Genomic DNA, 18,489 nt, shown 5'->3' on the forward strand with positions numbered 1-18,489 from the left:
TTGCCTTTGACGCCTTGGAGGCCCTGACATGCTCTTCCCCACCCGAGAACCCCGCCTCCCCACCCCGGAAGAGGCCCTGAAGGGCCGCCCGGAACCGGAATTCCCCCTCCAGGAACGCCACACGGTGCTGGGCACGCCCCTGGGCGGCCCCTACCCGGCGGGCCTGGAAGTGGCGGACTTCGCTCTCGGCTGCTTCTGGGGCGCGGAACGCAAGTTCTGGCAGACGGAGGGCGTCCGGACCACCCTCGTCGGCTACCAGGGCGGCCACACGCCGCACCCGGCGTACGAGGAGGTGTGCAGCGGCCTGACGGGCCACACGGAGGTGGTCCGCGTGGTCTTCGACCCGGCAGTCGTCTCCTACGCCACCCTCCTGAAGCTCTTCTGGGAATCCCACAACCCCACCCAGGGCTTCCGCCAGGGCAACGACCGCGGCACGCAGTACCGCTCGGCGATCTACACCCACTCCGCCGCCCAGCAGTCGACCGCGGAGTCCTCCCGGGAGGCGTACCAGCAGGTCCTGACGGGCTCGGGCTACGGCCCCATCACCACGGAAATCCTCCCGGCGGGCCCGTTCTACTACGCGGAGCCCTACCACCAGCAGTATCTTGCGCGCAACATTAACGGCTACTGCGGGATCGGCGGGACTGGTGTTAGCTGCCCGATCGGCGTGGCCGAGGCTAACGGCCAGTGACTGAACCGCTGCCTGCGGGCGCGGTGGCAACGCTGGAGGCGCTGCTGGCGGGACCGGATCCGGCGAACAGCGTCCTCAGGGCTTAAATCCCGTACACGCCGGAGCCCCGCTTCCGGAAGCGCTGAACTCACGGCAGCACGCCCGTGCGTCAACTCCCCTGCCGACCGGGACTTACCCACTTGGGATACCCCTCTGGGATGCTGGGGTGCAGTTGGCGACGGAGGGCAACTCGCATGCAGTGGAAGACCCATGGCGAGCGGCAGATCTATACGAACGAGTGGGTGAACTTGTGCCTGGTCGACGTTGAACAGCCGGACGGCCGGCGGTGGGAACACCACGTGGTCCGGCTGCGGCACCTCGCCGTGGCGGCCGTGGTGAACGAGCAGCGCGAGATCCTCATGATGTGGCGGCACCGGTTCATCACGGACTCGTGGGCCTGGGAACTCCCCATGGGTCTGATAGAGGTGGGCGAGACCCCCGAGGAAGCGGCCGTCCGGGAGGTCGAGGAAGAAACGGGCTGGCGCCCCGAGTCGGTGAGACCGCTGGTGTACGCGGAGCCCGCGAACGGGATCACGGACTCGCAGCACTACGTGTTCCGCGCCGACAGCGCCACGTACATCGGCCCGCCGACCGAGAAGAACGAGTCTGACCGGATCGAGTGGGTCCCCTTGGACAAGGTACGCGGCATGATCGACCGCCGGGAGATCGTCAGCAGCGGATCCCTGGTGGGCGTGCTGTACGTACTCATGGACGAAGCGATCCGCTGAGCATTGGATCACTGCAGGGCCTGCAATGGTGATCGCTCCATCTGGGCTCATTGAGCAACGTTTCATTCATCACCGCTGGAAGCTCCCCACCGAAGAGCTCGGGAACACCCCTATCGAGCGCCCGGTTCCTGCTCACTTCGATCGACCTCTCACCAAAGCCGGCCATGTCGACGCGCCCAGCAGCCAACCGCGTGCAAGGCCACGTGGCAGCATGCAGCCGACGGACGGGCGTCAAGCTGAGTGACCCGTTCGAGACGAACTGGGGCGGCTCGTGCCCGACGGGGATCGCGCCGGTCGAGGACTGACATCGCGGCCCGTCACCCCAGGTAGGGGCGCTCCCGGTGCTCCAGGAAGTGCCGGATGCGGAGCTGCTGGGTGTGGTGCATCGGGAGAGCAGCGATCTCGCCGGGGCGGACGAACCGCAGCTCCGTGGACTCGTCGGAGATCGCCAGCTTCCCGCCGGTCACGCGGGCGGTGAAGCAGACGTTGAACTGCCGCCGCACCTCCCCGTCGGAGTAGGCGATCACGTGGCGCGGGTCGGTGTAAGTGCCGACCATCCCCGTGATCTCCACGTCCAGCCCGGTCTCCTCTTTGACCTCGCGCACGGCTGTGCCCGGGAGGGAGTCGGTCATCTCCATGCCGCCACCGGGCAAGGCCCATAGACCGTTGTCGCGTCGCCGCTGCAGCAGGATGCGCCCCTGGTCGTCGGTGACGACGGCGGACGCGGCGACGACCATGCTGTTGGGCTCGGGGGCCTCCGGGTCGTCGTAGTACTCGGTGCGGGACACGGTCACTCCTCCTGGACGGGCGTCGCTGTCGCCCACGCCGCGTCGAAGCTCTGCGCGTACGTGTCGAAGATCCCTCCGGCGCCGCTGCGGCGGAGGTGCCAGACAGGTGCCGCGAACGCGTTCGCTCCCCAGATGTGAGCGTTGACCAGTAGTTGATCATCCGCCCGGTAGAGGGAGTTGTACAGCGTCGTCCCGTGGGTCCGGATCTCGATTCCGGGCACCCCGACCAACGACCGGTAGTGCATCAGCGCCAGCCGGCACCGGGACTCGATGCCGTGGCCGAACCGCTCTTCCTCACCGCGCTGCCGTACGTTCGCGCTGTCGGCGTCGCCCAGCGCGATCCGGATCGAGCATCCTTCAGCGGCCCGCTCACGAAGGAGATCGTTGAGTCGGGGGTACGCCTCGTGCAGGAAGACCGCGGCATAGACGAGTACGTCGATGTGCTCGCGGGCCTGGGCGAACAGGTCGGCGAAGCGGGATACCGGAACGTCCGCGCGCTGGTCGTAGAGCGTGACCAGTTCAGGACTGACGGCGCGTGCGGCACGTGCCTGCCGGAGCGCCGGCCAAAGTGCGTGCACGTCTTCTCCTAACACCTCCGCCGCCTGAACAGCCGTCGCGCGACGGGGCACACGCCCCTGAACAGCGCCTGTCCGGCTTCCTGCTGTGGCAGGCGGCCGTTGCCGAGTACTACTTCTGCGAAGCCCCGTGGCCAGCCTTCAGCCGGGAAGACTTCCGCAGCGCACTGGACTCCTACGCGTCACGGCACCGCCGTTACGGCCACTGAGTACGAGCAGCTCGCCGGCAGGGACCACCCTCAGGAGGATCGCCATGCTCCTCACACCGCGCACCGACGCCCTGGGCCGCACCGTGCTCCTGCCCGAGCTGCTGGCCGGCCTGAAGGCCGAACTCCACCCTGACCACGAGTCCATCCGGGCCGTGACCACCCCTTGGACCAGGAAGCACCTGCACCGCATGGGCCTCGACGCGGACTGGACCGACGTCTTCGTCTCCATGCGCCACGACAACTGGCCGTGCTGGGTCTACCCGCGGGGCGTCACCGACAGGGTGCGCGGCTCGGCCGATCTGACGATCTGCGTGTCGGTCTGCGACAACCTGCTCACCGACATGCAGCGCGGCCTGCGGCCCGATCGCACCGCCGCCGTGACGGCCGCCGTCCTGCAGGTCGTCGGGGGCGCCCCGCCCGGCGACGACCCGCTGGCCGTCATGGCGGCCGAGGCATGGAACGGTCTGACCTCTCCCATGCGCCCGAGCCAGCGCTGGCGCGTGCTCGCCGGGATACACGACTACGTCAGGGGCGAAGCCATGGCCGACGAAGTCCACCGGACCGGCCGCCGCCTCACCATCGACGAGTACCTGCCGATGCGCGGCTACGCCATCGGGGCTCGGCCCTGGACAGCGATGCTCGACTTCGTCCTGGACGTGGACCTGCCCGACGACCTCCTCGACAGCCCTGAGCTGCGCCGTGCACGGGAACTCGCAGTGCTGCACTCGGCGTTGGTCAACGATCTCTTCTCCTTCGGCCGCGAGTGCCGAGAGGGGCAGTGGCCCTTCAACGCGCTGGGCATTCTCCACTTCCACGAGGGCCTGGACCTCCAGGAGGCGACGGACAGGCTGTGCGGGCTCATCGCCGATCACGAACGGCAGTTGCTCGACGTCACCGAGGCCGTCCGCAGCGGGCCCCGGGGCGGTCGGCCGGGCCTCGACGCCTACCTCGAAGGCCTGGGCCACTTCGTCGCCGGCAACGTCCCCTACCACTTCTTCAGCCCCCGCTACGGCGGCCGCGGCCACGTCTGGGACGGCCGTACCACCAGCGGCCGTGCCACCTTTCTCGGTGACCGTCTCCGGATCCGTCCGTAGGCGCGTTCCGGCGGTGGATGTCGTGCGCGGGGACGGCCCGCAATCACTGGCCGCTTAACCTCGGCCTCGGCCGGACAGAACTCCCCCGCCGGGCCGATCCCATCGCAGCGGCTGCTGGTTTCAGCAAGCTTATTTACGGTGATGCCGATCTGATGCAGCCCGGCATCTTCGACCGGCATAGCGGTGGGAGTTTATGATCGACTACCTCAAAACAGCCGGTAAGTTTCCATGTTCGAGGCCCCGTGTCAGGACAGAAAGTATCCGGCCTGACACGGGGCCCGCCTATAGGCTGTTCAGCAGTTCACTGCTCGGCCACTCACGGCAGCAGCTTGACCTCCTCGACCTGGGCGGCCAGTTCCATGGAGTGAGAGATGAGCAGCGGGGTGATCAGATCGCCCGACTTCACGAGCTGCAGCCACGGTGGGGTCCCCTCGGCACTCCAGCCCTTGTCCATGTCGAAAGCGACCCTTCGGTTGTCCTCCAACCCCATATCGATCAGAGCCCCGGGGCCGAACATCTGCACCGTGACCGTTCCGACCTTGAAGGGGTTGGTGGCGAAGGCCAGGAGCACGCGTTCCTTAGGAGCGAACGCCACTGATTGCAGTCCGCGAAGGTCAACTGCGCACAGGGGCGCAGGGTCCTGGCCCGGCTGGGCTTGCGAGATTCCGGTCGAGAACCGTTCCGTTGTTTCGTTGATGGCGCTGATGACTTCCGGGGTGCCGCCACCTTCGACCCGGCCGATCGCATGCTTGGAGTAGATGATGAACTTCTGCCCCAGGGTGATGTCCTTGGCGTTCCGTCCCGTGATCTCGTAGCCCGGCTGGATGTCAGACACTGAGGCATACGCCTGGAAGTGCTCGCTCCACTTGATCGTGGTGTGTGTGGAGTACTTCTGAGACTTGATCCACACCACCGGAGATCCGTTGGGGGAGGAGGTCGTGACCGCCTTGAAGCCGAAGAGATGGTACCCGCCGTGTTCCAGATCGAGGACCGTCTGTTCCGGCATGACGATGTCGATGTGGAAATTCGTCTCACGCATACCGATCACCTTTCTGCCTGTGATTCTTGACTCCCGGAATCGAGCCGTAAGACCACGCGTAGCACCGCCGGCCAGAGTTAGTGAAAACCTCGGCGAGCGAGCCAATCTTGTCGCGTGCGACTTCCGTCAACCAGCAGGTAAATCGGCCAAGTCCACAAGGTGAGTAGCGCATCGCCGATCCGGCCAGCAGGATTCATGAAGCTTGACGCCGATATCCGGCCGCTGACCGACGAGAACACTGGCAGCAACCGCACAGAAGCGGGATGAGCACCGACGAGATGCGCCTAGGCGCATGTCCGAAGGGCCGTGCCGGAACCGGTGAAGCAGTGTCCTCATGGGGGCGCCGAGGCGCGAGTTGGGAGGAACCCTGTCTCGTATCTAACAGCCCTCATGACAAGTCAGCTCAAATGCCCCATCACTACGTCGTGGCTGGTACCACCCGAGACTTCGCTGAGCTGCGTTGCGGCGGCGGTTGCCCCGCCTGGGTGTGTGTTCGTGCGAGAACCCCACCTGGTACCAGTCCAGTTCTCAGGAAGGGTGTGGGCCGGGTGGGGTCCGGCAGCGAGTGGTTCGACCGGCGGACGGGTCGGCCGTGGCCCGGCTTGTGGCCGGTGGAGACCATGCGGGCGGCTGTGGAGCTGGTGGTGCGCGGCGACGGCCCGGAGCCGCTGGCGGCATAGGGCGTGCCAGGTGAGTTGAGTGACCGGACCCACCAGGCAGGCCCTTGCCGAGGCGCCTGCGCCGTGGCCGAAGGACTCAGCTCAAGGGCATCCGGCGAGCGCGCACCCACATCACCACGGTCATGATCGCGGTGAAGTACGCCGTGCCGGCCACAAAAGTCACGTCCTGGACGTACTGTTCGTAGCCTTCTGCGCGCAACTGAAACGCGAAGGATACAAGTGCAGTTCCGAGCACGGTGAGCACAGCGAACAGGACGCCGAACGGGGCCTGTTTCATTCCATGTCCTCCCAACGGTGAAACGACCTGGTCACCACCGACTCTACGGGTGGGCCGTCAACGCCCGGTCGGCTGACCCCCGGTCGGTGGCGGCGCTTTGTGGCGGCACCGGTTCAAGCGGCCCCCGTCATCCGGCTCCGCGTATGACTACCAGGGCAGTTCTAGGCGAAGGCGAAGACGACGATGAGCAGCACGACGAGAAGGGCGAATGTTTCCCATCGGGTCGCGCGCCTGAGCGTGCGCAGCGATATGGGTTTCCCGGACCGCGAGGCCGGTGATGGGCCGGGGCTGTAGTCGTCGGACGTGTTGTCGCTCATTCCGCCATGCTAGCCATGCCGCATCCGGTGCTTCCGTCCGTGACCGCCACGGCGCCCGTTGATCAGCGCGGGGATCCGGCCCGACGCATCGGATGACCGACCGGGCGGAACCTGGTCGGGCCGGCCGCCTTTAGTTGCCCGGCTCGGCGATGCCCAGTGCCGCCGCGTGCGCCGCCAGGCGTTCCGCGGCGAGGGTCTCGCCCGCCGTGTCGCCGACGGTCGTCGCGACGACCAGGGCCTGGCCGGCCAGCTGGTGGGCTCGCTGGTGCAGGGCGGTGATGCGGGCGGGGGTGCTGTGCTCCGCCGAGGGGGTGGCGCGGAGCGGGGCGTGGCCGCGCATGCGGGTGATGCGGTCGGCGAGCCGGTCCGCCGCGTCGTCCAGGGTGCGGGACGGCGTGAGGGCGCGGAGCTCGTCGGTCATGGTCAGCAGTGCGGTGAGGTGCCCCGCGAGCCGGATGTCCAGCTCTTCCTCGCGGGAGCGGTGCAGGCCGCGCATGCTGCAGCTCTGTGCGGCCATGGTGTGGACCGATTGCGTCCGGATCGGCTCGTACATGGATGGCCTCCTGGGAATGCCTCAGAAGGCCATCCTAACTTAGACGGCGTCTAAAGTTGTCCTGTCTACAGGGATACTCGATCAGATTGGGTCCGAAGGGTCAATCGGGGCCGCTCTGTGCTGCTCGGGTCGCTCAGGCTCGCTCAGGGTCGCTCGGGCCGCTCGGGCCGCTCAGGGCTGGCCGTAGCCGTCCAGGAAGTTCCCGATGCGCGTCACCGCGTCCGCCAGGTCCTTGGTGCTCGGCAGCGTGACCAGGCGGAAGTGGTCCGGCTCCGGCCAGTTGAAGCCCGTGCCGTGGACGACCATGATCTTCTCGGCGCGGAGCAGGTCCAGCACCATCTGCCGGTCGTCCTTGATCTTGTAGACCTTGGGGTCGAGGCGCGGGAAGGCGTACAGCGCGCCCTTCGGCTTTACGCAGGTCACGCCCGGGATCTGCGTCAGCAGCTCGTGCGCGACGTCGCGCTGCTCCAGCAGCCGGCCGCCCGGCAGCACCAGGTCGTTGATCGACTGCCGGCCGCCGAGGGCCGTGGCCACCGCGTACTGCGCCGGCATGTTGGCGCACAGGCGCATGTTGGCGAGGATCGTCAGGCCCTCGATGTAGCTGTCGGCGTGGGCCTTGGGGCCGCAGACCGCCATCCAGCCGCTGCGGTAGCCGGCCACCCGGTAGGACTTGGAGAGGCCGTTGAAGGTGAGCGTCAGCAGGTCGGGGGCGATGGCGGCGGTCGGAGTGTGCGTGACGCCGTCGTAGAGGATCTTGTCGTAGATCTCGTCGGAGCAGACGATCAGGTTGTGGCGGCGGGCGATCTCGGTCAGGCCGCGCAGCATCTCGTCGTCGTAGACGGCACCCGTGGGGTTGTTCGGGTTGATGATGACGATGGCCTTGGTGCGGTCGGTGACCTTGCGCTCGATGTCGGCGAGGTCCGGCATCCAGTCCGACTGCTCGTCGCAGCGGTAGTGCACGGCGGTGCCGCCGGCGAGGGAGACCGAGGCCGTCCACAGCGGGTAGTCCGGCGCGGGGACGAGGACCTCGTCGCCGTCGTCGAGCAGCGCCTGCATCGACATCTGGATCAGCTCGGAGACGCCGTTGCCGAGGTAGACGTCCTCGACGGACAGCTCGATGCCCTTCGTCTCGTAGTGCTGCACCACCGCGCGGCGGGCGGAGAGGAGACCCTTGGCGTCGCCGTAGCCGTGCGCGTCGCCGACGTTGCGCAGCATGTCCTCGAGGATCTCCGGCGGGCACTCGAACCCGAAGATCGCCGGGTTGCCCGTGTTGAGCTTGAGGATGCGGTGACCTGCCGCTTCCAGCCGCATGGCCTCCTCGAGCACCGGGCCACGGATTTCGTAGCAGACGTTGGCGAGCTTCGTTGACTGGATCACCTGCATGACGGCCACCATACGGGGGCGCGACACGGGGCGCGCGCCGTTTGCGGAGGCGCCGGCACCGCCGCGAAGCCGCTGATCACGGCCGTGCGGTGCGCCGGACGGTCCGGCCCGCGAGGACGTCCGTGCGGCGGCCGTCTTCCATCACAAAGCGTCCGGCAATCAGGACATAAGGAATGCCGGTCGGAAGGGTTCGCGGGGCTTCGAAAGTGGCACCGGCGGCCACCGTCTCCGGATCGAACAGGACGAGGTCCGCATGGTGCCCGACCCGTACGAGACCCCGGTCGGGGAGCCTCAGCCGGGCCGCGGGACGGGACGTGAGATGCGCCACGCACTCCTCCAGGGAGAGCACGCCGAGCTCGCGCACGTACCGGCCGAGGTAGTGCGGGAACGTTCCGTAAGCGCGCGGATGGGGCTTCGCGCCCTGCAGGATGCCGTCGCTGCCGCCCGTGTGCACGCGGTGCCGCATGATCGTGCGGACGTTCTCCTCGTGACCCACGTGCTGCAGGATCGCCGTGCCCAGCCTGTCCGCGATCAGCAGGCGGCGGGCCGTCGCCCACGGCTCCTCGCCGCGCTCGCGGGCCGCGCGGGCGATCGTCCTGCCGACGTGGGCGGAGGCCAGGGCCGGATCGGCCACGCCCGACACCTCGATCGCCTCCCAGTCGATGGGCACGCCGTGGCAGCCGTCCGCGCCCTCGGTCTCCATCGCGTACCGGATGCGCCCGGCCGTCGCGTCGTCGCGCAGGCGCGCCAGCACCGACTCCGGGCCGCCCTCGCCCGCCCAGCTCGGCAGCATCGCGGCGAGCGTCGTGCAGCCGGGGGTGTACGGGTACGTGTCCAGGGAGATGTCCGCGCCCGCGGCGAGCGCCGCGTCGAGCAGGGCCAGCAGCTCGGGGGCGCGGCCTTCGTTCACCCCGAAGTTCATGGTGGCGTGGGCCAGGTGCAGGGCGCAGCCCGCGCGGCGGGTCAGGGCGATCATCTCCTCGTACGCGGCGAGGGCCCCCTTCCCGTACGAACGGTGGTGCGGGCAGTAGTAGCCGCTGTACGCCGCGACGACGCGGCAGAGCTCGGTCAGCTCGGCGTCCGTCGCGTACATGCCGGGTGTGTACGTGAGCCCGGAGGACAGGCCGACGGCGCCCTGTGCCAGCCCCTCCGCGACGAGCCGCTTCATGCGCTCGGTCTCGGCCGGCGTCGCCGGGCGGTCCTCCCAGCCGACGGCGAGCGCGCGGAGCGTTCCCTGGGGGATGAGGTAGGCGGCGTTGACGGCGATGCCCTCGCCGGCGAAGCCGTGGTCGAGGCGGTCCAGGTACTCGCCGGTGGTCCGCCAGGTGAAGTCGATGTCCGCACCGTCGCCGTTCCAGCCCGCGATCTGGGCGCGGACGGCGGCGAGGGTGCGGTCGTCGACCGGCGCGTACGACAGGCCGTCCTGGCCGATGACCTCCAGGGTGACGCCCTGGGCGGCCTTCGCGGTGTGCGCGGGGTCGCGCAGGAGGGCGAGGTCGCTGTGCGCGTGCATGTCGATGAAGCCGGGGGAGAGGGCGAGGCCGTTCGCCTCCACGACGCGGCGGGCGGTGGGGCGGGGGCCTGCACCGGGGCGCCGGATCTCGGCGATCCGGTCTCCGGCCAGGGCGACGTCGGCCCGGTAGGAGGGCCCGCCGGAGCCGTCGATGACGCGAGCGTCGCGGAACACGGTGTCCATTGATTGCGCTCCCGGAGTCGAGGACGGTCCGGCACCGCCGGGCACGTCCGGTGGGGCTGTCGAGAGGCTGCGCCTCTCATGTCCGCCGGGGTGGCGATCGGCCACGGCGGGGCGGTCCGGCGGTGCTGTACGGGCCTGGGGCGGGTCGGGCACCGCCGGTTTCCGCCGTGGGGGTTGCTCGCTGTTGCGGCGGGAGGTTACGCCTGGCGGCGGGGGCGTGTGGAGGGGCCGGCCTCTGGATTCCGCCGCGGCGGGGGTGTTGAGAGGCTGCGCCTCTCATGTCCGCCGGGGACGGGCCGCAGCCGTGGCGGGCTGCGTCGAGAGGCCGGGCCTCCCCCTCCCGTCGCGGTGGCGATCAGCCACGACGGCGCGGTCCGGCGGTGCTGGACGGCCGTCGTGGTGGCCGGTGCGGCATCGTGCGGGACCCGCCGTCGCCGGGCGGCCGGCCGTCAGAAGAACGTGCGGATGTAATCCGTGACCGTGCCGTCCTCCGCGGCCAGGGGAATCAGCTGCCACTTGTCGAACACCGTGCACGGGTGCGACAGGCCCAGGCCCACCCAGTCGCCGACCTCGATCTCCGTGCCCTCCGCGAGTTCCACGAAGGCGTGCTGGTCGGCGAGGCCGATCACGGTCATGCCGTCGCCGCCCCGCACGGAGCCGTCCCGTGCGGACCGCACGGCCCGTACGACCGGCAGGTCCAGGTCGTAGGGCACGTCCCGCTTGCCGGCGTTGAGGTAGGCGCGGCCGGGTTCCGGGCGGGAGACGACCTGGGCCCAGAGGCGGAACGCCGGGCGGAGTTCGCCCTCCTCGGGGTGGCGGTTGAAGGGGGTCTTCTTCCGGTACGCCCCGTCGTCGTGGGTGATGTACGCACCCGACCGCAGCAGCTTCAGCACCGGCACCGACAGCGCCGGCAGCTCCGCGAAGACCTCGGCGACCGCGTCGAACCACGCGCTGCCGCCCGCGCTGACGACGACCTCCTCCACGCCGGCGAACCGGCCCGCCTTGTCGAACCCGGCGGCCAGTGCGGTCAGCCGGCGCAGCCACGCGCGGACGAGCTCGCCGTCCGCGCCCGGGATCTCCGCCTCGTAGCCGCCGACGCCCGCCAGCCGCAGGGTGCTCACGGCGGCCACGGCGTCGGCCACGGCCGTGCAATCGGCCTCGGTGCGGGCGCCGGTGCGGCCGCCCGCGGCGCCCAGTTCGACGACGACGTCGAGGGGGCGGCGGGCCCCGGCGGCGCGGAGGGCGGCGTCCATCAGCTCGACGCCGCGTACGGAGTCGACGTAGGTGAAGAGCCGGAACTCCGGGTCGGCGTCCAGCTCGGCGGCGAGCCAGCGCAGGGCCGCGGCGTCCACGACCTCGTTGGCGAGGAAGACGCGGCGGATCCCGTGGGCGCGGTAGACGCGCACCTGGGAGACGGTCGCCGCGGTGATCCCCCACGCGCCGTGCGCGATCTGCCGCTCCAGCAGCTGCGGCGCCATCGTGGTCTTGCCGTGCGGGGCGAAGGCCAGGCCGTGCCCGGCGGACCAGCGTTCCATGAGGGCGAGGTTGTGGTCGAGCGCCTCCGCCGACAGGGCGAGCACGGGCGTGGTGAAGCCGCCCGTGAAGAGCGAGCGGCGCTCGGCGGCCAGGGCGCCGACGGTCAGGCCCTCGGCGTCCGGGGGCAGGCCCTTGAAGCGGTGGTCGACGCGGGTGTCCGCGAGCCGGGCGACGGCGTCGACGGCGGTTCCGTCGGGGCCGTCGGTGCCGGTGGTCGCGTCGGCGGTGGCCATGGAGCCTCCCGGGGTGGGTCTGGTGTGTGCTGTCGTTGCACTCTGTGCAACGACCGTTGCGCATTGCGCTGGCTGCTGTCTAACATCCCGCCAAGTACCGGGTCAACGGTCGTCTCACGCGCCGGGCACGACCGTGACAGGACGCGTACAAACCAGGACGCGGACAACCAGGACGCGGACGACCAGGGCGCGTACGACCCGGACGCGCACAAACCCGGACACGCACAAACCCCGGACCAGGAGCGAGGGCCGACCGTGACCGCAGCCGCCCGGAGGACCCCGGAAGGCGACCACCGACCCGCCGACGTCGTGTGCCTCGGCGAGTCGATGGTCGCCTTCCGCCCGGCGGCGGAGCGCGCGCCGCTCGCCGGCGCGGCCACCTTCGCCCGGGGCATCGGCGGCGCCGAGTCCAACGTCGCCTGCGCCCTGGCCGCCGCCGGGCACCGTACGAGATGGGTCGGCAGGGTCGGCGCGGACGGCTTCGGCGACCACCTGGTGGCCGCGATCGCCGCGTACGGCGTGGACGTCTCCGCCGTCCAGCGCGACCCCGACCGGCCGACGGGCGTGTACTTCCGTACGGCCGGGGAGCGGTCCGCAGGCCTCCCCGACCCGCCCGGCGCCTCCGGCCCGCCCCACTCCGAAGTCCTCTACTACCGCGCCGGATCCGCCGCCTCCGCCATGTCGCCGGAGGTGATCCCCCGCGCCACCGCCTGGTCCGGCCACGTCCTGCACCTCACCGGCATCACCGCCGCCCTCTCCGCCGGCTGCCTCGCCCTTCTCCGCGCCCTCACCGAGCGCCGCCCCGGACGCCCCCTCGTCTCCTTCGACGTCAACTACCGCGTGGCGCTGTGGCGGAACGCCCCCGAGGGTCCCGCCGTCCTGGCCTCCCTCGCCCGCCGCAGCGACCTCGTCTTCGTCGGCGAGGACGAGGCCGAGGCCGCCTGGGGCCTCCACGGCGCCGCCGCGATCCGCTCCGCCCTGCCCGAGCCGCGGGTCCTCGTCGTGAAGCAGGGCGCGGCGGGGGCGACGGCGTACGTGCGCGCCGCCGCGGGCGGGCCGGGCACGGATGCCGTACTCACGGCCGGGGGCGGGCCGGGCACGGGCGACGCACGAACTGCCGCTGCCCGCACGCCGCGCACCGACGCCGCCCCCCTCGCCGACGCCGTCGTCTCCGCCCCTGCCCCCTCCGTCGACGTCGTCGTCTCCGCTCCCGCCCCCTCCGTCGACGTCGTCGCCCCCGTCGGTGCCGGAGACGCCTTCGCCGCAGGATTCCTCCACGGCACCCTCCGCGGGCTGACCCCCGGACAGTGCCTGCGCCACGGCCACCTCATGGCCGCCGCCGCCCTCACCGCCCCCGGCGACCTCGCCGCCCCGCCCCGCCGCGACCACGCCGACCGGCTCGCCGCCCTCGGCCCCGAAGCCTGGGGGAGACTGCGACTCGGCCCGGGCTGGACCGAGCCCACCCCCGCCGCCCCCGCCAGCGCGAAGGAACGCACCCCATGAGCCAGACCGTCGACCGCGCCCTGCGGATCCTGCCGCTCCTCGCCGAGGGTCCGGCCAACCTGGAGCAGGTGGCGGCCCGCCTCGGCGTCCACAAGTCGACCGCGCTGCGCCTGCTGCGCACCCTCCACGAGCACGGCATGGTCTACCGGCAGCAGGACCAGCGCTACCGCCTCGGCACCCGCCTGTTCGCCCTCGCCCAGCAGGCCGCCGAGAACCTCGACGTCCGCGAGATCGCCCACCCCCACCTCGCCGCGCTCAACGAGCGCTGCGGGCACACCGTGCACCTCGCCGTGTACGAGGACGGCGAGGTCCTCTACATCGACAAGGTCGAGAGCCGCTACCCCGTACGGATGTACTCGCGCATCGGCAAGCCCGTCGCGATCACCGTCGCCGCCGTCGCCAAGCTGCTCCTCGCCGACCTGCCCGAGCCCGAGCGGCGCGCCGTCGCCGAGCGGCTCGATTACCCCGCCTACACGGCCCGTTCGACGCCGAACGCCGCCGCGTACCTCGACGAGCTCGCGACCGTGCGGGAACAGGGCTGGGCCACCGACTTCGGCGGCCACGAGGAGTCCATCAACTGCATCGGCGCACCCGTCCGCGGCACCGACGGCCGCGCCGTCGCCGCCTGCTCGGTCTCCGCGCCGAACGTCGTCGTCGGCACGGCCGAACTCCTCGAACTCCTCCCGCTGCTGCGCCGCACCGCGGACGCCATCAGCGCGGAGTACTCCGGTACGACACCGCCACCCCTGCAGAAAGCGAAACCATGACCGAGAAGACCGCCGTCACGCCCCCCACCCACACCACCCCGCCCGCGAAGTTCTCGCACGGCGTGAAGAAGGGCAACATCCTGCAGGTCGCCGGCCAGGTCGGCTTCCTGCCGGCGGTGGCGGGGCAGCCGCCGACGCCCGCCGGCGACTCCCTGCGCGCCCAGACCCTGCAGACCCTCGCCAACGTCGCGGCGGTCCTGGAGGAGGGCGGCGCCGCCTGGGAGGACGTGATCATGATGCGGATCTACCTCACCGACACCGCCCACTTCGCCGAGTTCAACGAGATCTACGACGCGTACTTCGCCGGCCTGAAGTCCGTACCCGCCGCCCGTACGACCGTCTACGTCGGCCTCCCCGCCGGCCTGCTCGTCGAGATCGACGCACTCGCCGTCCTCGGCTGACGGCCGTCCCGGGGCCGGGGGGTGGTGGACGCCGTGTCCGGCGTGTCCGTCGTATCCGTCACGTACGCGGCCGAGCGCCGCACCGGAGGGCTGCTCGCCCTCGTCCCGGGCACCGGCGGTCTGCTGACCGTCGCCGCCCTCGGAATCGCCCTGCTCCTCTTCCTCATCATCAAGGCCAGGCTGCAGCCCTTCGTGGCCCTGCTGGCCGTCTCCATCGCCGTCGGACTCGGCGCCGGGCTGTCCGTGACGGAGCTCTTCGGCACGGTTCAGAAGTCCGGCGCCGTGTCGCTCGTCGAGGCCGGCATGGGCGGCACCCTCGGCCACATCGCCGTGATCGTCGGGCTCGGCACGATGCTCGGCTCGGTCCTGGAGGTCTCAGGCGGCGCGCAGGCCCTCAGCGGCCGGCTCCTCGCCCTCTTCGGCGCGCGGCGCGAGCCCCTCGCGATGGGCGTGACCGGCGTGGTCTTCGGGATACCGGTCTTCTTCGACGTCGGCATCTTCGTCCTCGCGCCGATCGTGTACGCGGCAGCCCGGCGCAGCGGGAAATCGATTCTGCTGTACGCGCTGCCGCTGCTGGCCGGCCTCTCCATGACCCACGCCTTCCTGCCGCCGCACCCGGGCCCCGTGGCCGCGGCCGGGCTGCTGCACGTGGACCTCGGCCGGGTGATCCTCATGGGCGCCGCGGCGGGCCTGCCGGCGGTTCTGGCCGCGTGGGCGTACGCGGCCTGGATCGGCCGCCGCCTCTTCCTCCCCGTACCCGGGGAGATGGCGGCGGCGGCCGAGGAGGCGAAGCGGGCGGCGACGGCGCAGCGGGGCCCGGCCCCCGGGAAGCCGGTCGCGCTCGGCACGCTGCTCGCCGTCATCGGCACGCCCCTGCTGCTCATCCTCCTCGCGACGTTCTCCTCGGTGGCGTTCGCGCCGAGCGCGGGCCGCTCGGTCGTGGAGTTCTTCGGTCACCCCTTCGTGGCGCTGACCATCGCCCTGCTCCTGGCGTACTGGCTGCTGGGCCTGCGGCGCGGCTGGTCCCGCGCGTCGCTGGAGGCCGTCTCGACCGCCTCGCTCAAGCCGGTCGGCAACATCCTGCTCGTCGTCGGTGCGGGCGGCGTCTTCGGTGCGGTCCTCAAGGGCAGCGGGGTGGCCCGGGCGCTGGCCGACGCGTTCGCCGGCGCCGGGCTGCCGGTCATCGTCCTGGCGTGGCTGATCGCTGTCGCCCTGCGGGTGGCGCAGGGCTCGGCGACGGTCGCGATCGTGACGACGGCGGGCATCGTCTCCCCGCTCCTGTCCGGCGGCGGCCACTCGCAGTCGCAACTGGCCCTGGTCGTCGTGGCGGTCTCGGCGGGCTCGGTCTTCGCCTCGCACGTCAACGACGGCGGGTTCTGGATGGTCTCCACGTACTTCGGCATCCCGGAGCGGGAGACGCTGGCGTCGTGGACGGTCCTGGAGTCGGTGCTGTCGGTGACGGGGTTCGCGGTGGCGGCGGCCCTGAGCGCGGTGGTGCCGTGACGCGGTCCCGGCGGCTCTCCGCCGGGACCGCTCGTGCGGCGGGCTACTTCTGCTTGCAGTACTGCGCCTCCTTGCCGATGACCCGGTACATGCAGTCCGAGGCCTCCAGCAGCTGCAGCACCGCGTCGCGGTTGCGCGCGACCTCCCGGTCGATCACCTCGTCGGGCGGGTAGAAGCCGCCGCCCGCGCCGCTCTCGTTCGGATACATCTCGAAGGTGTACGAGAAGATGCGCTGGTCGCCCCAGAGCCAGTCGTCGATGGTCCCGTCGGTGGTGTAGAGGTCGCTCGACTGCTCCGGCTTGTAGCCGTTGCTGGCGGCCATGGACTTTCCGAGCGTCGCGTAGACGTCGTGCTCGTCCTGGCTCATCCCGGGGCCGGTGTCGTCGTAGGTGTAGCCGAAGGGCCACAGGACCAGCTCGCTGTACGTGTGGAAGTCGATGCCCGACTTGATCTGCTGCTTGCCGCCGACGATCCGGCTGCGGACGAAGTCGGCGACGACCTTCACCTCGGGCGCGGACTCGCCCGCCGCGCCGCGGTAGGTCTCGGAGCCGGGGCTGCCGGAGGAGCCGCCGCAGCAGCCCCACTTGTAGTTCCAGTTGCGGTTGAGGTCGGTGCCGCGGTAGGCGGAGCTCGCGTTGGGCTGGCGGTTCTTGCGCCAGCTGCGGTACGAGCCGGTGGCGATGTCGTATTCGCCGCCGTCGGGGTTGACGTCGGGCACGACCCAGATCTCGCGGGAGTCGACCATCTTGGTGACGCGCGGGTCGCTGCCGTACTTGGAGCCGAACTCCTTGAGCAGGTAGAGGGCCATCTCGACGGTGAGGTGCTCGCGCGCGTGCTGGTGCGCGGTGAAGAGGACCTCGGGCTCGTCCTCGTCCGTGGCGACGTTGTCGCTGATCTTGACGGCGACGATGTCGCGTCCCTCGAAGGACTTGCCGATGACCTTCTTGCTCATGATGGCCGGGTGGGCGGCGACGTCCGCGTCGACCTCCGCCATGGCCTCCTTGTAGTTGTGGTACTTCGAGTCCTCCGGCGGGAAGTCGTACGGCTCGGTGGCCCGGCCGCCCGAGCGGTCCGGCGGCCCCGGCAACCGGCTGACCCCGTAGCCCATCCGGCGGATGCGCTCGGCCTGGGCGGCGTCGGCCGTGACGACGATCGAGGTGCCGCGCACGGCGTCGACGGAGACGCCGGTCGCGGCGACGGCGGTGCGCTGGGCGGCGGTACGAGGGCCGGTGACCTCGTACTCGTGAGTGGTCCCGCGGGCCTCCTCGGCACCGCGCGAGGCGGCGGGGACGGCCAGGGCCAGGGTGAGCACTGCGGCGAGGGCGGTCGCCCATCTGCCGCGCGAACGGGGTCGCATGCGGTCTCCTGGGGGGTTCCAGTCGTGCGACGGGTGGGGGGTGTCGCGGGGGGGTGATAAGGGGGTTGCGTGGTCAGTGTCGAGCGCTGTCATGAACAGGTCAACGTAAGAGAGGCGAGGGATTCCGGCCAAGTTGCCCTTCACTCCGGTGACTTCGGTCCGGCTGATTGCGCCCACCCCCACCGACACCAACAATGCGCATGTCAAAACCGAACAGGGCTTCGGCTCGGCTCAGAGAGGAACCACCCCCCATGAGAAGACCTCTCGTCGGTGCGCTCGCCACGCTGCTCCTCACGGGAGCGACCGTGGCCGGTGCGGGCACCGCCACCGCGGCTTCCCCGGACGGCGCCGCGGGCGCCAAGGACAGGCCCAAGGCGGTCGGCTTCGCGGGCACCGTGGCGCTCAGCAACTGTTCAGGCTCCCTGGTCCGCCTACCGGGCTCGTCGGACAACGACCCCGGCCTCGTCATGACCAACGGTCACTGCCTGGAGACCGGCATGCCGGGGCCCGGCGAGGTCATCACCGACCGGCCGTCCACGCGGACCTTCAGCCTGCTGAACTCCAGTGCGGGCAAGGTTGCCACACTGCGCGCCACAAAAGTCTCATACGCCACGATGACGGACACGGATGTCACCCTCTACGAGCTGAACACGACGTACGCGCAGATCAAGCAGCGCTACAAGATCGACGCTCTGAGCCTCTCCTCGGACCACCCCGTGGCCGGCACGTCCATCAAGGTCGTCTCCGGCTTCTGGAAGAAGATCTACAGCTGCAACGCCGACGGGTTCGTCTACCGCCTCCGCGAGGCCGACTGGACCTGGAAGGACTCGCTCCGCTACACCTCGTCGTGCAACACGATAGGCGGCACGTCCGGCTCCCCGGTCCTCGACGCGAACACCGGCAAGGTCGTCGCGATCAACAACACCGGCAACGAGAGCGGCGAGCGCTGCACGATGAACAACCCGTGCGAGGAGGACGAGAACGGCCAGGTGACCGTGCGGCAGGGCATCAACTACGCCCAGGAGACGTACGGCATAGCCAAGTGCTTCACCACCGGCAACAAGCTGGACCTGGGCCTCCCGGGCTGCGAACTGCCCAAGCCGTGACGTTCCTCCGTCCC

At 70.5% G+C, this 18,489-nt stretch carries 17 protein-coding genes and 2 pseudogenes; 9 read left to right on the forward strand and 10 right to left on the reverse strand.

Features of this window, described 5'->3' with window-relative positions:
- Positions 1 to 28 precede the first annotated feature (28 nt).
- Both msrA and IF61_RS0118175 read left to right on the forward strand, forming a co-directional pair.
- Positions 29 to 691, forward strand: a complete 663-nt coding sequence (gene msrA, locus IF61_RS0118170) for a peptide-methionine (S)-S-oxide reductase MsrA (RefSeq protein WP_030367475.1) — start codon at positions 29 to 31, stop codon at positions 689 to 691.
- 233 nt (positions 692 to 924) lie between these two features.
- The gene (locus IF61_RS0118175; RefSeq protein ID WP_030367476.1) at positions 925 to 1,458 is read left to right on the forward strand and encodes an NUDIX domain-containing protein; all 534 of its coding nucleotides are present in this window, start codon (positions 925 to 927) and stop codon (positions 1,456 to 1,458) included.
- 317 nt (positions 1,459 to 1,775) lie between these two features.
- Here the strand turns inward: IF61_RS0118175 and IF61_RS0118180 are convergent, their stop codons facing one another.
- Together IF61_RS0118180 and IF61_RS0118185 are read right to left on the reverse strand one after the other, a co-directional pair.
- The gene (locus IF61_RS0118180) at positions 1,776 to 2,246 is read right to left on the reverse strand and encodes an NUDIX domain-containing protein (RefSeq protein WP_030367477.1); all 471 of its coding nucleotides are present in this window, start codon (positions 2,244 to 2,246) and stop codon (positions 1,776 to 1,778) included.
- A 2-nt stretch (positions 2,247 to 2,248) separates the two neighbouring features.
- Positions 2,249 to 2,881 (reverse strand): annotated as a pseudogene (locus IF61_RS0118185) (XRE family transcriptional regulator); the annotation flags it as partial.
- Positions 2,882 to 2,883: 2 nt separating this feature from the next.
- Between IF61_RS0118185 and IF61_RS37035 the strand changes: the two are divergent.
- Both IF61_RS37035 and IF61_RS0118190 read left to right on the forward strand, forming a co-directional pair.
- Positions 2,884 to 3,030 (forward strand): annotated as a pseudogene (locus tag IF61_RS37035) (undecaprenyl diphosphate synthase family protein); the annotation flags it as partial.
- A gap of 44 nt (positions 3,031 to 3,074) precedes the next feature.
- Entirely contained in the window at positions 3,075 to 4,124 is a 1,050-nt protein-coding gene (locus IF61_RS0118190) for a terpene synthase family protein (RefSeq protein WP_030367479.1), read from the forward strand.
- Between the two features lie 316 nt (positions 4,125 to 4,440).
- Here IF61_RS0118190 and IF61_RS0118195 read toward each other — a convergent pair whose 3' ends face one another.
- The 7 genes from IF61_RS0118195 to IF61_RS0118230 form a co-directional block, all read right to left on the reverse strand.
- Complete coding sequence (locus IF61_RS0118195; RefSeq protein WP_030367480.1) at positions 4,441 to 5,163, reverse strand: hypothetical protein; 723 nt, start codon at positions 5,161 to 5,163, stop codon at positions 4,441 to 4,443.
- A 756-nt stretch (positions 5,164 to 5,919) separates the two neighbouring features.
- Entirely contained in the window at positions 5,920 to 6,120 is a 201-nt protein-coding gene (locus IF61_RS0118205; RefSeq protein WP_030367481.1) for an SCO3870 family protein, read from the reverse strand.
- A 161-nt stretch (positions 6,121 to 6,281) separates the two neighbouring features.
- The gene (locus tag IF61_RS35915) at positions 6,282 to 6,437 is read right to left on the reverse strand and encodes a hypothetical protein (protein WP_157848625.1); all 156 of its coding nucleotides are present in this window, start codon (positions 6,435 to 6,437) and stop codon (positions 6,282 to 6,284) included.
- A 130-nt stretch (positions 6,438 to 6,567) separates the two neighbouring features.
- The gene (locus IF61_RS0118215; RefSeq protein WP_030367482.1) at positions 6,568 to 6,990 is read right to left on the reverse strand and encodes an SCO4983 family protein; all 423 of its coding nucleotides are present in this window, start codon (positions 6,988 to 6,990) and stop codon (positions 6,568 to 6,570) included.
- A gap of 171 nt (positions 6,991 to 7,161) precedes the next feature.
- Positions 7,162 to 8,373 carry a pyridoxal phosphate-dependent aminotransferase gene (locus IF61_RS0118220; protein WP_030367483.1) on the reverse strand — a complete coding sequence of 404 codons (1,212 nt, stop codon included), beginning with the start codon at positions 8,371 to 8,373 and terminating at the stop codon, positions 7,162 to 7,164.
- Between the two features lie 76 nt (positions 8,374 to 8,449).
- Positions 8,450 to 10,069 carry an N-acyl-D-amino-acid deacylase family protein gene (locus IF61_RS0118225; RefSeq protein ID WP_030367484.1) on the reverse strand — a complete coding sequence of 540 codons (1,620 nt, stop codon included), beginning with the start codon at positions 10,067 to 10,069 and terminating at the stop codon, positions 8,450 to 8,452.
- A 449-nt stretch (positions 10,070 to 10,518) separates the two neighbouring features.
- Complete coding sequence (locus IF61_RS0118230; protein ID WP_078660313.1) at positions 10,519 to 11,838, reverse strand: alanine racemase; 1,320 nt, start codon at positions 11,836 to 11,838, stop codon at positions 10,519 to 10,521.
- 255 nt (positions 11,839 to 12,093) lie between these two features.
- Between IF61_RS0118230 and IF61_RS0118235 the strand changes: the two genes are divergently transcribed.
- The 4 genes from IF61_RS0118235 to IF61_RS0118250 are packed head-to-tail and all read left to right on the forward strand — an operon-like array spanning position 12,094 to position 16,012.
- Positions 12,094 to 13,341, forward strand: coding sequence for a sugar kinase (locus tag IF61_RS0118235; protein ID WP_052392792.1), 1,248 nt, complete (start codon positions 12,094 to 12,096; stop codon positions 13,339 to 13,341).
- The gene (locus IF61_RS0118240; RefSeq protein ID WP_030367487.1) at positions 13,338 to 14,108 is read left to right on the forward strand and encodes an IclR family transcriptional regulator; all 771 of its coding nucleotides are present in this window, start codon (positions 13,338 to 13,340) and stop codon (positions 14,106 to 14,108) included. Before IF61_RS0118235 ends, IF61_RS0118240 begins: the two co-directional genes overlap by 4 nt.
- On the forward strand, positions 14,105 to 14,509 hold the full coding sequence (locus IF61_RS0118245) for a RidA family protein (RefSeq protein WP_030367488.1): 405 nt from the start codon (positions 14,105 to 14,107) through the stop codon (positions 14,507 to 14,509). Before IF61_RS0118240 ends, IF61_RS0118245 begins: the two co-directional genes overlap by 4 nt.
- Before the next feature lie 42 nt (positions 14,510 to 14,551).
- Positions 14,552 to 16,012, forward strand: a complete 1,461-nt coding sequence (locus IF61_RS0118250) for a GntP family permease (RefSeq protein WP_030367489.1) — start codon at positions 14,552 to 14,554, stop codon at positions 16,010 to 16,012.
- A 43-nt stretch (positions 16,013 to 16,055) separates the two neighbouring features.
- On the opposite strand, the gene IF61_RS0118255 is transcribed toward IF61_RS0118250, so the two are convergent.
- Positions 16,056 to 17,369: a M14 family metallopeptidase gene (locus IF61_RS0118255; protein WP_030367490.1), complete on the reverse strand. Its 1,314-nt coding sequence runs from the start codon at positions 17,367 to 17,369 to the stop codon at positions 16,056 to 16,058.
- 251 nt (positions 17,370 to 17,620) lie between these two features.
- On the opposite strand from IF61_RS0118255, the gene IF61_RS0118260 reads away from it, so the two are divergent.
- A complete protein-coding gene (locus IF61_RS0118260) occupies positions 17,621 to 18,475 on the forward strand; it encodes a trypsin-like serine peptidase (protein WP_030367491.1) in 855 nt (284 codons plus the stop codon).
- Positions 18,476 to 18,489 lie beyond the last annotated feature (14 nt).

Origin of the sequence: Streptomyces roseoverticillatus (genome assembly GCF_000719265.1) — a bacterium.
GTDB lineage: Bacteria > Actinomycetota > Actinomycetes > Streptomycetales > Streptomycetaceae > Streptomyces > Streptomyces roseoverticillatus.

Bases quoted from the DNA above. Each gene is read 5' to 3' on its own strand.
- msrA (WP_030367475.1), top strand. From the start codon at position 29: ATGCTCTTCCCCACCCGAGAACCCCGCCTCCCCACCCCGGAAGAGGCC.
- IF61_RS0118175 (WP_030367476.1), top strand. From the start codon at position 925: ATGCAGTGGAAGACCCATGGCGAGCGGCAGATCTATACGAACGAGTGG.
- IF61_RS0118190 (WP_030367479.1), top strand. From the start codon at position 3,075: ATGCTCCTCACACCGCGCACCGACGCCCTGGGCCGCACCGTGCTCCTG.
- IF61_RS0118195 (WP_030367480.1), bottom strand. From the start codon at position 5,163: ATGCGTGAGACGAATTTCCACATCGACATCGTCATGCCGGAACAGACG.
- IF61_RS0118205 (WP_030367481.1), bottom strand. From the start codon at position 6,120: ATGAAACAGGCCCCGTTCGGCGTCCTGTTCGCTGTGCTCACCGTGCTC.
- IF61_RS35915 (WP_157848625.1), bottom strand. From the start codon at position 6,437: ATGAGCGACAACACGTCCGACGACTACAGCCCCGGCCCATCACCGGCC.
- IF61_RS0118215 (WP_030367482.1), bottom strand. From the start codon at position 6,990: ATGTACGAGCCGATCCGGACGCAATCGGTCCACACCATGGCCGCACAG.
- IF61_RS0118220 (WP_030367483.1), bottom strand. From the start codon at position 8,373: ATGCAGGTGATCCAGTCAACGAAGCTCGCCAACGTCTGCTACGAAATC.
- IF61_RS0118225 (WP_030367484.1), bottom strand. From the start codon at position 10,069: ATGGACACCGTGTTCCGCGACGCTCGCGTCATCGACGGCTCCGGCGGG.
- IF61_RS0118230 (WP_078660313.1), bottom strand. From the start codon at position 11,838: ATGGCCACCGCCGACGCGACCACCGGCACCGACGGCCCCGACGGAACC.
- IF61_RS0118240 (WP_030367487.1), top strand. From the start codon at position 13,338: ATGAGCCAGACCGTCGACCGCGCCCTGCGGATCCTGCCGCTCCTCGCC.
- IF61_RS0118245 (WP_030367488.1), top strand. From the start codon at position 14,105: ATGACCGAGAAGACCGCCGTCACGCCCCCCACCCACACCACCCCGCCC.
- IF61_RS0118255 (WP_030367490.1), bottom strand. From the start codon at position 17,369: ATGCGACCCCGTTCGCGCGGCAGATGGGCGACCGCCCTCGCCGCAGTG.
- IF61_RS0118260 (WP_030367491.1), top strand. From the start codon at position 17,621: ATGAGAAGACCTCTCGTCGGTGCGCTCGCCACGCTGCTCCTCACGGGA.